The 13200-nt window shown below is 55.0% G+C and carries 10 protein-coding genes and 1 riboswitch; of the genes, 4 read left to right on the top strand and 6 right to left on the bottom strand.

The window, feature by feature from the left end; all coding sequences use genetic code 11:
• Nucleotides 1-113 precede the first annotated feature (113 nt).
• The 4 genes from nrdD to ABWQ15_RS02210 form a co-directional block, all read right to left on the bottom strand.
• Complete coding sequence (nrdD, locus tag ABWQ15_RS02225; protein ID WP_353907193.1) at nucleotides 114-2291, bottom strand: anaerobic ribonucleoside-triphosphate reductase; 2178 nt, start codon at nucleotides 2289-2291, stop codon at nucleotides 114-116.
• A 102-nt stretch (nucleotides 2292-2393) separates the two neighbouring features.
• Complete coding sequence (locus ABWQ15_RS02220) at nucleotides 2394-3803, bottom strand: MATE family efflux transporter (protein ID WP_353907192.1); 1410 nt, start codon at nucleotides 3801-3803, stop codon at nucleotides 2394-2396.
• A gap of 98 nt (nucleotides 3804-3901) precedes the next feature.
• Nucleotides 3902-6430, bottom strand: coding sequence for an EAL domain-containing protein (locus tag ABWQ15_RS02215; protein WP_353907191.1), 2529 nt, complete (start codon nucleotides 6428-6430; stop codon nucleotides 3902-3904).
• Nucleotides 6427-6987, bottom strand: a complete 561-nt coding sequence (locus ABWQ15_RS02210; RefSeq protein ID WP_353907190.1) for a phosphatase PAP2 family protein — start codon at nucleotides 6985-6987, stop codon at nucleotides 6427-6429. Before ABWQ15_RS02210 ends, ABWQ15_RS02215 begins: the two co-directional genes overlap by 4 nt.
• A gap of 250 nt (nucleotides 6988-7237) precedes the next feature.
• Nucleotides 7238-7406, top strand: a riboswitch (Lysine riboswitch).
• Nucleotides 7407-7547: 141 nt separating this feature from the next.
• On the opposite strand from ABWQ15_RS02210, the gene ABWQ15_RS02205 reads away from it, so the two are divergent.
• From ABWQ15_RS02205 to ABWQ15_RS02195, 3 genes are read left to right on the top strand one after another with little or no spacing between them, the layout of a single operon-like run.
• Nucleotides 7548-8462 carry a transporter substrate-binding domain-containing protein gene (locus tag ABWQ15_RS02205; RefSeq protein ID WP_353907189.1) on the top strand — a complete coding sequence of 305 codons (915 nt, stop codon included), beginning with the start codon at nucleotides 7548-7550 and terminating at the stop codon, nucleotides 8460-8462.
• Nucleotides 8463-8516: 54 nt separating this feature from the next.
• The gene (locus tag ABWQ15_RS02200) at nucleotides 8517-9407 is read left to right on the top strand and encodes an amino acid ABC transporter permease (protein ID WP_353907188.1); all 891 of its coding nucleotides are present in this window, start codon (nucleotides 8517-8519) and stop codon (nucleotides 9405-9407) included.
• A 1-nt stretch (nucleotide 9408) separates the two neighbouring features.
• Complete coding sequence (locus tag ABWQ15_RS02195) at nucleotides 9409-10149, top strand: amino acid ABC transporter ATP-binding protein (RefSeq protein ID WP_353907187.1); 741 nt, start codon at nucleotides 9409-9411, stop codon at nucleotides 10147-10149.
• Nucleotides 10150-10226: 77 nt separating this feature from the next.
• Here the strand turns inward: ABWQ15_RS02195 and ABWQ15_RS02190 are convergent, their stop codons facing one another.
• Together ABWQ15_RS02190 and ABWQ15_RS02185 are read right to left on the bottom strand one after the other, a co-directional pair.
• Nucleotides 10227-11066 (bottom strand): hypothetical protein, encoded by an 840-nt coding sequence (locus tag ABWQ15_RS02190; protein WP_353907186.1) that lies wholly within the window; start codon nucleotides 11064-11066, stop codon nucleotides 10227-10229.
• A 49-nt stretch (nucleotides 11067-11115) separates the two neighbouring features.
• Nucleotides 11116-12312, bottom strand: coding sequence for a clostripain-related cysteine peptidase (locus ABWQ15_RS02185; protein WP_353907185.1), 1197 nt, complete (start codon nucleotides 12310-12312; stop codon nucleotides 11116-11118).
• Nucleotides 12313-12588: 276 nt separating this feature from the next.
• Here ABWQ15_RS02185 and nrdG point away from each other — a divergent pair, with 276 nt between their 5' ends.
• Nucleotides 12589-13107: an anaerobic ribonucleoside-triphosphate reductase activating protein gene (gene nrdG / locus ABWQ15_RS02180; RefSeq protein WP_353907184.1), complete on the top strand. Its 519-nt coding sequence runs from the start codon at nucleotides 12589-12591 to the stop codon at nucleotides 13105-13107.
• Nucleotides 13108-13200: the final 93 nt, after the last annotated feature.

Genomic DNA, 13200 nt, shown 5'->3' with positions numbered 1-13200 from the left:
GATTGTTCGCAAATCACTTAGGAAATATGCGCGTGCACTATTTTTCTCTGTTCGTGAATCAGTTGTTATATTCACGAATCAGTTGTCATTTTACAACATCAACTTAAATTGATTTACAGATGGAGTACCCGCTCCTGAATTTCCTGCGTCCGGCCCTGATTCCAGAATTGAGTTCCGATATAGCCGCAGGTCCGCCGGGCCACATTCAGTCGGTTTTGATCCCGGTTGCCGCATTTGGGGCATTCCCACACCAGTTTGCCGTCATCCTCCACAATCGAGATCTCTCCGTCGAAGCCGCACACCTGACAGTAATCGCTCTTGGTGTTCAGCTCCGCATACATGATGTGGTCATAGATATACTCCATCACCGCCAGCACCGCGGGAAGATTGTCCTGCATATTGGGAACTTCCACATAGCTGATGGCCCCTCCTGGGGACAGCGCCTGAAATTGGGACTCAAATTCCAGCTTGTCAAAGGCATTGATGGGCTCGGTCACATGGACATGGTAGCTGTTGGTGATATAGGCTTTATCCGTCACGCCTGAGATGACGCCAAATCGCTTTTGCAGGCACTTGGCAAACTTATAGGTGGTGGATTCCAACGGCGTGCCGTAAAGGGAGAAGTCAATGTTCTCCTTGGCCTTCCAGGCGGCGGTAGCCTCATTGAGCCGATGCATCACAGACAGCGCAAAGGGTGTGGCTTCGGGGTCGGTATGGGACTTTCCGGTCATAAACTTCACGCACTCGTAAAGCCCCGCGTAGCCCAGTGACAGCGTGGAGTAGCCGCCGTAGAGCAGCTTGTCGATGGTCTCGCCCTTGGCAAGCCGCGCCAGCGCGCCATACTGCCACAAGATCGGCGCAGCGTCGGACAGCGTCCCCTTCAGCCGATTGTGGCGGCACATCAGGGCCCGGTAGCAGAGTTCCAGCCTCTGCGAAAAAATCTCCCAGAACCGGTCATAATCCCCGCCGGAGGACAGGGCCACGTCCACCAGATTGATGGTGACCACGCCCTGATTGAACCGCCCGTAATACTTGGACTTTCCCGTCTCCGGGTCTACATAGGGCGTCAGGAACGAGCGGCAACCCATGCAGGTGTAGCAGTGACCCTCTCCATTTTTATCGATCTTGCTCTCCAGCATGATTTTCTCGGAGATATAATCGGGGACCATCCGCTTGGCGGTGCATTTGGCTGCCATCTCCGTCAGATAGTAGTAAGGCGTTCCGGGACGGACGTTGTCCTCCTCCAGTACATAGATGAGCTTGGGGAACGCCGGCGTGACCCATACGCCCGCCTCGTTCTTCACGCCCTGATATCGTTGGTTCAGCGTCTCTTCGATGATCACCGCCAGATCGCGCTTGGTCTGGGGGTCGGATACCTCTCCCAGATACATGAACACCGTCACGAACGGGGCCTGCCCGTTGGTGGTCAGCAGTGTCACCACCTGATACTGGATGGTCTGCACGCCCCGGCAAATCTCGCTGCGAAGTCTCTTTTCCACAATCCTGTTCAGCGTGGCCTCATCCGGGTGCCCACCCATAGCGGTGGCCTCCGCCAGCACGTCGCCCCGGAGCTTTTCCCGGGATACCTGCACGAAGGGCGCCAGATGAGCAAGGGAGATGGATTGTCCGCCGTACTGGCTGGAGGCCACCTGTGCGATGATCTGAGTGGCGATGTTGCAGGCGGTAGAAAAGCTGTGGGGTTTTTCAATCAGCGTGCCGGAGATAACCGTCCCGTGTTGCAGCATATCCTCCAGATTTACAAGGTCGCAGTTGTGCATATGCTGGGCGTAATAGTCCATGTCGTGAAAATGGAGAATGCCCGCCTCGTGAGCCTCCACGACGTCCGGCGGCAGCAGCAGCCGCTTGGTAATGTCCTTGGAAACCTCGCCGGCCATATAATCCCGCTGAACCGAATTCACGGTGGGATTCTTATTGGAATTCTCCTGCATGACCTCCTCGTTGTTGCACTCGATCAGGCTGAGAATCTGATTGTCGGTGGTGTTGGCCGCCCGGGCCAGAGTACGGGTGTAGCGGTAGCGGATATAGCGCTTGGCAGTCTCATAGGCGCTGTGGCGCATCAGCTCCGTTTCCACCAGTTCCTGAATCTCCTCCACGTTCAGCGTACGGCCAACTTTTTCCGCCGCGGTCTCCACGTTCAGCGCGATCTGGTCAATCTGCGCTTGGGACAGCTCGGGCGTCTGCTCACCGGCCCGGTTGGACTTCTCCACCGCCGCCGCAATCTTTACGCGCTCAAAACCCTCTTCGCTGCCGTTTCTTTTAATGATTTTCATGGTCCTTTTGTCGCTCCCTCTTGTTGAAAAGCCAAAATTATTTTTCCCTGTTTCTTTACTATAAACCACATTATATAGTGTATCTATTGCATTTGCAATCCCTTATTTTGTATTTTCTAAAAGCGGATCTGTCTTCCGCTGCAAATGGGCATCGGCAAATCGCCGGTCCACCCGTCGCTTGGCCCAGATATAGCAGAGAATGTGGGCCAAAAGTGTGACCGTCCAGGAGACCGGATAGGACCAGTAGACGCACTCCGGCGTGTGGTATCCGGGAATCTGGAACACAGTGGCGATCCACACCAGCCGCAGAATGCAGGCCCCCATCAGTGACACGATCATGGGCATGACGGAGTATCCGATGCCCCGCAGGGCGCCCACCATGGTATCCATCATGCCGCAGATGGCATAGGGTGCGCACACGATGCCAAGACGCACAAAGCCCGCCTCAATCACCGCCGGATCCTGAGTGTAGATGCCCAGCAGCACCCGTCCGGCCTGCCACGCGCCGACGCCCAGCATCAGCCCGGTGGCCGTCACGCAGCCCTGACCCGTCAGCAGGATGCGGTTGATACGATCCAGCCGTCCTGCACCCGCGTTCTGACTGGAGAAGGACAGCGTGGCCTGATAGACGGCGTTCATGGCCGTATACACAAAGCCCTCGATGTTGGCGGAGGCGGTGCTGCCGGCCATGACCACCTCGCCAAAGGAGTTGATGGACGACTGTATCACCACGTTGGAAAGGGAGAAAATCACGCCCTGCACTCCGGCGGGCAGTCCTACTCGCAAAATACCGACCAGCTGATCCTTATGGATGCGCAGCGCCTTCAGCTCCAGACGAAAGCCCCCCGTTTCCCGCATCAGGCAGATCACCACCAGCACGGCGGAAATGCACTGGGATATCACGGTGGCAATGGCCACACCCGCCACATCCAGGTGGAAGACGATGACCAGCAGCAGGTTTAGCGCCACATTCACTGCGCCGGACAGCAGCAGAAAATACAGCGGCCGCCGAGTGTCTCCCTTGGCCCGCAGAAGCGCTGCGCCGAAATTATAGAGCATCATGGCAGGCATTCCCAGAAAAAAGATACGCAGGTACAGCACGGCCAAGTCCAGCACGCCGGCAGGGGCCTGCATCCAGATCAGCACCTGGCGTGCGCCCGCGATGCCCACCACAATCAGCACGGTACCGCTGCACAGTGCCAAGAGCATGGAAGTGTGGACCGTAGCCCGCAGCTCCCGCTCCCGCTTTGCCCCGAAATACCGGGCCGCCAGAACGTTGGCGCCCACAGAAAGTCCGATGAACAGATTCGTCAGCAGGTTGATGAGGGCTGCGTTGGACCCCACCGCCGCCATGGAGTTATCTCCGGCATACCGGCCCACCACAATGATGTCCGCCGCGTTGAACAGAAGCTGCAGCACACCGGAACACATGAGCGGCAGGGAAAAGTACAGCATCTTTTTCAGAATTGGTCCGCTGCACATATCAATTTCATAAGATTCAGACTTTGGCATAAGGATTCCTCTCTTTAATTTCTGCACGTGGCCCTCAGCGGCAAGATTCGCGGCGGCAAATTTTGCCGCCGCGAATCTTGCCGTCGGGGGTCTTTCCGTCAATTGTCATTTACCAGCGAATTCAGTGCTCTTTTCAGATCCTCCGGGTCATAGGGCTTGCGCACAAAGCCGCTGGCACCCAGCTGTCGGGCCTTTTCCTCGCTCTCCCGATTATCAGACTGAGACAGCACCAACACAGGAATATCCCTCAGGGCCGGGTCCTGCGCCTTTTTTCGCAGGAACTCGTATCCGTCCATGATCGGCATGAAGATGTCCAGCAGCACCGCCTGGATATTCTCCCCGCTATGTAAAATATCCAGTCCCGCCTTGCCGTTGGGAGCTTCCAGAATACCGTACTCCTGAGAGAGCATCTTTTTCAAAACCAGCCGGTTGACCTGATTGTCCTCCACGATCAGCATCTTGCGGCAGCTTTGACAGCCGGAGGGCTGCTGCGGATTCGGCGGCGCGGCATCCGCCGGTAGGACAGCCTCCGCCGAAAGTGTCAGCTTCAGCAGGGAAATGTCCCGGAACAGCGTAAGAAACAGCTTTCGGTTGTCCTTGCGTCCCATATAGCAAATGCTGACCATCAGATTCTTCATGCGGTCGGCTTCCATATACCGCCGGACTACCAGCTCCTGCCGCTCTCCGGTTTCCACAGCGGCCTTCAACGCCATTAGAAACCGAGGCCGATCCTTTTCTTCCAGCCACGCGGTAATCAACTGACTGCTTCGGAAGAGAATCTCCGGAGAACTCTCCATCAGCTTATAGTAGGCGTCGTTCACGCTCATGACTTCCACCGTGTCGCCGAACTGTTCGAAAAGCGCTGCGGCGTCCATCCGTCCCTGCATCATTCGGTCATAGGCCATTACCGCGCTCCATACTGCACGGGTATCCGCAGTCTTGTCGAAGACCCGCGGCTTCTCCCGAGCGGGATTTCCCCGGTAACGCGCCAGCAGATGCATAAACTCATCCTTGGGAACCGGACGGGAGAAGTAATATCCCTGCACCCGGTCGCAGCCGATGGAACGCAGATAGTCAATTTGGGTCTGCGTCTCTGCCCCTTCGGCCACTACCCCCATCTCCAGCCACTTTGCCATGCGCACAATGCTGTTGACCACGCAGTTGGTCCGCTCGTTGCTGCCGACGCTCCGGACAAAACCCATGTCCAGCTTCAGGGTGGACACCGTCATGTTCATCAGCATATTCAAAGAGGAATATCCGCTGCCGAAGTCGTCGATCAGCACGGCGAAGCCCGCCGTGTTCAATTGCTTTGTCATGTCCAGCATCTGCTGGGAATCATCCATATAGGCGCTCTCCGTCACCTCAATGTGAAAAGAGGCTGGGTCAATCGCATATTTTTTTGCCATATTTGTCAGCAGACCGCACACATCCGCATTGTAAAGGTCGAGCCTGGACATGTTGGCGGAGATCGTCAAAGCGGGATAGCCCGCCGCCTTAAATTCCACCAGGTACTGAAAGACCGTTTCCCAGACATATTGGTCCAGCCGCGTGATAAAGCCGTTTCGCTCAAGGACGGGAATAAACTGATTGGGCGGAATCAGCCCCCGCTCCGGGTGAATCCAGCGCACCAGAGCCTCTGCCGACACCGGTGCGTTGGACGACAAACTGAAGATCGGCTGGAGATAAACCTGAAATTGACCCTGTTCCAGCGCCTCGTACATCTGGGAAGATACCTCCTGCTCCCAGCGCAGGTTGCGGCGCAGTTCCTCGTCGTAGAGTGCCACGCTCTGATCGCTTCGTCCGGAAATCGTCTCCTGGGCAATCTGCGCGCGGTCACATATCTCGCCCACCGGGAGCGTCAGATCGTCGATCTCATAGATGCCGCAGCAAATGTGCAGTCCGTATTTCAGGTGCAGACGGCGCATCAACTCCGGTCCCACTTGACGAAAACGGTTTAGCTCCAGCCCCTCCATGCGGCACAGCATCACGAATCTGTCTCCGCCCACGCGTCCCACGCAGGCCACGCCTTTCAGTTGGGTCAGCCTTGCCGCCAGATTTCGCAGGAGCTGATCCCCCGTTGCCCGGCCGAAAAGGTCGTTGAACACTTTAAAGCGATCCACATTTAAAAAGGCCATGGACCACTGCTGAGGCCGTTTATCCTGCTCTGCCTTATCCAGCAAATCCCGGGCCTTCTTCAAAAAAGGCTCCCACTGTAAAACGCCGGTCAGCGCGTCGCTGTCTCGGTCATACCAGATAAGATTCATCAAATTCTTCACCTGATAGGAGATCATGTAGGGCTCCTTGGACTGCTCAATAAAAGCAACTGCCCCAAGGGAAAGCGCTTTCAGCTCATCTTCCGGAGCTCCCATGGCGATTGTCGGAATGGCCAGCAGCGTCCGACTTGTGTGAAGGTAGTTCATCACGTCAAATCCGCTGAAGTCAAACAGACGACACTGCAGTAAAATCGCTGCGAAGTCCTGACGTCCGCGCAGGATATCCACCGCCATCTCCCCGTCCAGCGCCGGCGTCACATGGAATGCGTTTTGCAGGCCTTCGACCATCTGCTGGCGGCGCTCGCTGTTGCCGTCCACCAGCAGAATCTTCTGTTTGTCCTGCGTCTCTTTCACGTTTTTCCCTCTCTTCCAGCAAGACGGGATCGTCCCGCTTCCTTTTCCACCCACCGCATCAGACGACCGGCCGCGAATCCCAGTGTTGTCCCCAACGCCGCACCGGCCAGCACATCGCTTGGCCAATGAAGGTACAGGTACAGCCGGGAAAAGGCGATCAGCACCGCCAGAGCAAACGCCGGCTTCCACAACCGGTTCTTCTCCGTCAGCAAAGCCCCCACCGCAGCAAAGGAGGCCGCAGTATGCCCGGAGGGAAACGACCAATCTGTCGGACGGGAAACCAAAAGTGTCACTGCCGCGTTCACGTCGCAGGGACGCACTCGCGCAATCAGTGGTTTGAGGATCACATTGCAGCAAAGACCGTCCAGAATCAACGCCAGCGCCAGCACCGCACCGGTCCACCGGTATCTTCTGATCAAAAGCAAAATCACCGCCAGCGCGATCCAGATTTCCCCGTGGTTGCACAGTGCGCTGACAAACGGCATCACCGCATCCAGTAAACCCGTTCGGCAGTTGGCCTGTATCCAATTCAAAATGCCAAGTTCGAAAGCCCTCACGCGCGCATACCTCTTCCACACAGCCCAAGCAGAGCACGCTTCAGCAAATTATTCGTTACTTTTCACTATATCATCTCCTTCCAGATTTGAAAAGGATTTTTTATAAATAGGATTGAGGCAAAACAGTGAGAGCTAACATTTTAAAGTTTGATCCCACAGAAATTTAACATTTTGCACAAAAATTTAATTTTCTTTTTGAAACGTAGTTGACATTACCCACTTATCGTGATAGGATACGAAAAAATTAGATCGCTCAGATAGAGGCGCGAGGTTCATCAGTACCGCGAGCAGACGGCAGGCAGCCGCCGCGGGAAAGGGGACGTCGCCGAAGGGTTTCGGAGCTGCCTGCTCCGTTGTGCCTGGGCTGTCGGGGAATACCCGCCGGACTGTCACATTTTTTGTGAAGCGCTATCGATGGCTGAATCAGGTATACCAGCCTGTTTTTCCCACGGACCGCTTTGCGTCAAAGCGGTCTGCTTTTTTTGCATTTCTCCGCCGCGGCGTGGAGAGAAGCATCCGAATTTTCGCCGTGAAAAACTCAACTGAAAGGATGTATTCTAATGAAGAAGTTTCTTGCTCTTGCCATGGCCCTTGCCATGACGGCATCTCTGGCCGCCTGCGGAAGCTCTGGCTCCGCGGCTCCTGCCGCATCCGGTTCTGCGGTTTCTGCCGCCTCCGGTTCCTCTGCGTCTTCCGGTGCGCAGACGGTCCCCACCGGTGTGGAGGACGGCGTGCTGACCGTGGCCATGGAGTGTGCCTATGCGCCCTATAACTGGTCTCAGCCCGACGATTCCAATGGCGCCGTTCCCATTAAGGACTCCAACGAGTATGCCAACGGCTATGATGTCATGATGGCTCAAAAGCTGTGTCAGGCCAACGGCTGGAAGCTGGAAGTGGTCCGTCTGGACTGGGATTCCCTGATCCCTGCCGTCCAGTCCGGCACGGTGGACGCCGTTATCGCGGGCCAGTCCATGACCGCCGATCGCGCGGAGCAGGTGGACTTTGCCGGCCCGTACCTGTATGCCTCCATCGTCTGCCTGACCAAGGCCGACGGCGCTTTCGCAGATGCCAAGGGCCTGAGCGGCCTTGCCGGCGGCACCTGCACCAGCCAGCTTGGCACGATCTGGTATGATACCTGCCTGCCTCAAATTAAGGACGCCAAAATTCAGACCGCCTCGGAGTCCGCTCCCGCCATGCTGATGGCGCTGGAGACCGGCGCGGTGGACTTTGTGTGTACCGATATGCCCACCGCTCAGGGCGCTATGGTGGCCTATCCCGACTTTAAGCTGCTGGACTTCTCCGGCTCCGGCGACGACTTCCAGGTCTCCGACGAGGACGTGAACATCGGTATCTCCGTCATGAAGGGCAACACGGCGCTGAAGGACGCGCTGAACTCCGTTCTGTCCACCATGACCGCCGACGATTTCAACGCTCTCATGAAGCAGGCCGTCGCGGTGCAGCCCATCGGCGGCTGATCACTTTTCCGCCTGCACGCATCGACTAAAATCTGAGGGAGCGAGGGAACTTTTATGGACTGGTCGAAATTTCCACAGCTGGCCGCCGACATTGCGACTCTCTGGGCCAAATACGGCTTCGTAAACTATTTTTGCGGCATGGTCCGCACGGTGGTATTAGCCATCATCGCCACCGTGATCGGCTGCGTCATCGGCCTTGCCTGCGGCATTTTGCAGACTGTTCCCCACTCTAAGGCCGACCATCCCGCGAAGCGGTTTTTCCTGGGGCTGATCCGGGTCATTCTCCGGGTCTACATCGAGGTTTTCCGCGGTACGCCCATGATTTTGCAAGCGGTTTTCATTTTCTATGGCTTGCCCTACTTTACCAGCAACACCGTCCGGTTCGACAACATCTGGACGGTCTCCATCCTGGTGGTCTCCATCAATACGGGCGCGTACATGGCGGAGTCCGTCCGGGGCGGCATTCTCTCCGTCGACCCCGGCCAGACGGAGGGGGCCAAGGCTATCGGCATGACCCACTTCCAGACCATGATCAGTGTGATTCTGCCCCAGGCCCTGCGGAATATCATGCCCCAGATCGGCAACAATTTCATCATCAATATCAAGGATACCTCCGTCATGTTCATCATCGGCTTCACCGACTTCTTCGCCGCCCATAAGGCGGTGGCCGGGGCCACGTTCACCTATTTTCCCTCTGCTACCATTGAGATGGCGGGCTATCTAACCATGACGCTGATTGCTTCGTTCCTTCTGCGGTGGGTGGAAAAGCGGATGGAAGGGTCCGACAGTTACGAACTGGTCCAGACAGACGCTCTGACCATGACCGCCGGGACCTATAAGCATCCGGCAAAGGGCAGTAATTACGACGAGCACAGCAGGGAATACAGGGACAATCCCGAGCAATCACTCGAGGACCGGAACTTCACCGCGAGAGGAGACCGCTGACATGGGCGAGACGATTTTGGAGATCCGACATCTCGGCAAGGCCTTCGGCAGTCATGAGGTCCTGCGGGACATCGACTTTACTGTGGAAAAAGGCGACGTGACTTCCATCATCGGGGCCTCCGGCTCCGGCAAATCCACGCTGCTGCGGTGCGTGAACCTGCTGGAAACTCCTACCTCCGGTGAAATCCTCTACCACGGAAAAAACGTGGCGGACCGGGGTGTAAACGCCTCGGCTTACCGTTCTCACGTGGGGATGGTGTTTCAGTCCTTTAATCTGTTCAACAACATGACTGTGCTGAAAAACTGCATGGTGGGCCAGATGAAGGTACTGAAAAAGAATCAGGAGGAGGCCCACACCGCCGCGTTGAAGTATCTGGATCAGGTGGGTATGGGCCCCTATATCAACGCCAAGCCCCGCCAGCTCTCCGGCGGCCAGAAGCAGCGGGTGGCGATAGCCCGGGCTCTGGCCATGGACCCGGAGGTGCTGCTGTTTGACGAGCCCACCTCCGCACTGGACCCGGAGATGGTGGGCGAGGTGCTCGCCGTTATGCAGAGCCTTGCCCAGGCGGGGATGACCATGCTGGTGGTAACCCATGAAATGGCCTTTGCCCGGGACGTCAGCAGCCATGTGGTCTACATGAGCCAGGGCGTCATCTGCGAGGAGGGTACGCCGGGAGAGCTGTTCGGAAATCCCCAAAGGCAGGAGACAAAGGACTTCCTCTCCCGCTTCCGAGGTGTCTAATACTGGAATCCAAGAGCAAAGGCCCGCACAGGCCGGATGTTGAAGCATTCGGCCTGTGCGGGCCTTTCTGTATTGTATCACGGCAGGAACGGGACTCCTCGAGAGGCGAGTCTTAGGGGCTCATTCTCAAAGAGCAATGCGGTTACAGAGATAGAGCCGGACGGAGGAACCTCGATTCCTCCCCGATTCCCCCAATAATACAGGACACAGCCGTCGCTGCAATGATGAGCGGTGGTATTATAGGTGAATGCTGTATCTTCAGCATGATCCCAATCGGCAAACTCCAGCTGGTCAGGGGGCGTTGGTATCGGAGTAAGCGAGGAAGGTCCAAGCGTGGTGCCTAAAATATACATCGCCGGTGATCCGGTTGTGTTTTTCGTTTGATAATACTGATATGGAACGGGAGAAAACGTCCTTTCGTTGCTCAATACATCTCCATCAGGGCCTTTCTGCTGGAAAGACAGTCCAAAATATCCGCCAAGGTCAAAATCCAAAAAATATCTGATACCGACTAATACCGGTTCGGAGCCTGTGTTTATCACGGCAACAGTTATTTCAATCGTGGAGTTAAGAAATGTTGTACCATGCAGCGCAATTGTCTGCACAATGGTTAAATCGTCGGGGTATTCCGGTTTCGTGAGAGTAATGGTGGTTTGAATACTGCTGCCGGACAGTGCGGTATTGCTTGCAGGTTCTGTAAAAATGATGTTGTAACCCGGATCAGTCGCAGATGGTATCTCAGACAGCACATAATCGGTATGCGATGTAAAGGATCTTATTGTGTTATAGGTTGTTTCACCTGTACCATCATAAAAGATATCTTCATTTGGCCAGTAAGGATGTTCCGTATCAGTATAGGCCCTGAAACTTCCATTGTTTTTTACGGTCACTTTATAGATTCCGTTGCTGATGTCCATTTCTGACGAGCCTCCTTATGAGGGTTTCTATATCTTATGAAAGATTTTGTCAAATGTTCCAATTCCGGTCAGCGATTAATTGGTCCAGAATCCCATCCGCTTCATCTTCAGATAAGGAAGAATTGCTGGAGCAGATCATCGCTTTTATTTTACTCTTACTAAGAATTAACGGAGCAAACCTGACAAGAACCGCAAAATGGAACTGCTTTTCAGGCAGTCTGCTGCACAAAAGTCTGGTCCAGTAATTATCTCTGGCAAACGAGAGCCGATAATATAATTTTGCCGTATCCTGATCGGGAATGTATTTGTCCAACACCCCGATTCCCTGGAGGGGTTCCTGAATGGCGGATTTACGTCCGATAATTAAATCTCCGATAAGGTTGGAAAGGTTGTCTCTGTAATCCTGTCCCGGATGCCGCAGGTCTTCGCTCCTGAGGAGCTGAAGAAGGTCCTCGTCCGGACAGCTGAGATATTGCTTTGCAAGCTCTGTGAAAAGCTCTTTGATCTGCGCATTGATCCTTGAGTCTACCCGGTAGGCAATCAGATCTGCGGACGTGTTATCGATGATTTGCTTTAGAAGCGTCTCGACACAGCTTTCATTCGGAGAATTGCCAATCGCTGAGAACAGCTCTCGGTAGGAAATCCCTTTCGGAGGTGCGGTCACACGGTGGGTCAGAACGGTTTTCACGCCCGAACCGCTGGCACCAAGCTCACAGAGAAATTCAATATTGTTTGAGTAACAGGTGTCAAGTACGAGTACGTCTATGTTCTTTTCAAAGGATTTTTTGATGTATTCCAGCACCAGAGCAAGCTCCGGAATTCCCATGAGGCATGGTTCTTTGCCGCTGTAATCGTTAAGCAGGCCAATATATTCGCAGGAATGCCCACTCAAGATCAACATATAGTGCTGTGCTTCGTGTCCCATACAAAATGAAAGAAAGTCATACAGGCATTGGGGATCGGCCATGTTGCTTTCTCCAAGCTCACCGAGCAGAACTTTGCCGGATTGGCTGATTGCGTAACTCCTTACGCCGTTCCAAGGGTTGCAGGAGGGACTGTTTGTCAGTTCCGGCCGCAAAATATGGACCGTTTTCTCGGCAAGGCGCCCTATCTGAAGAAAGAGAAGCGTTTTGCTGGTTTGCTTAACGGTTTCTTCCATTTCACGCATAGCGGCAACGGTCTCTGGCTCAAGTTCATTGTTGCCATTCATATACGCCATAATGACCCAATTACTGGTATCCGGCACGGCAAGATCCTCTCCCTCTCAATATTACTTAAACGAAAATGTCTGACAGCATGTCTGGAAAAGCAGCGCACACAATCCTTGACGCGTTTAGCGCGCGATACGATCCCGATACTCAAACAATAGAATATGCAGAAGCGTTAAAAGAGAGACCAACGATTTCCCTTTGGATTCGGATTGGACATGTACGCACGTTGACAAAAACCGGGAGATGACGTAGACTAGAAAAAAGTGAGAACCCGCCGGACGGAGTCCGGCGGGACTTTTTCGAGGTGTGACATGAATTATGCAAATATTAAAACCTGCGATATAGCCAACGGCGTCGGAGTGCGAATCAGTCTCTTTGTCTCCGGCTGCACCCATCACTGCCCCGGCTGCTTCAACGCTGTGGCGCAAGATTTTCAATACGGAAAGCCCTTTACCCGGGAGACAGAGGATCTTTTGCTGGCGGAGCTGGGCAAAGCCTATATTGCCGGACTGACGCTGTTGGGTGGGGAACCCTTTGAACCGGAAAATCAGCGGGCGCTGCTGCCGTTTGTGCGCCGGGTGCGGGCGGAGTGCGCGGGGAAGACCGTCTGGGCCTTTTCCGGTTATACGTGGGAAGAACTGACAGGAAAGAGCCGTGCCCGCTGCGAGGTCACGGACGCGCTGCTGTCGCTGGTAGACGTGTTGGTGGACGGAGAGTTTGTGGAGGCGCAAAAGGATATCTCCCTGCGTTTCCGGGGCAGCGCCAACCAGAGGATCATCGACGTCCCCGCATCACGCGAGGCGGGGAAGATCGTTCTCTGGAACGGCTGACGCGGCGGAGGTTAGAACATAGAGCAGGCAAGCTGTGACTGCATGACAGGGCGGTGAAAAAGTCTTTCAGACCTTTTCACCGCCCTGTCATGC

It is taken from the genome of Oscillibacter sp. (assembly GCF_040505565.1).
Classification (GTDB): domain Bacteria; phylum Bacillota; class Clostridia; order Oscillospirales; family Oscillospiraceae; genus Oscillibacter.
The sequence above is the reverse complement of the archived record's forward strand: the minus strand, read 5'-3'. Positions and strand labels throughout refer to the sequence as shown.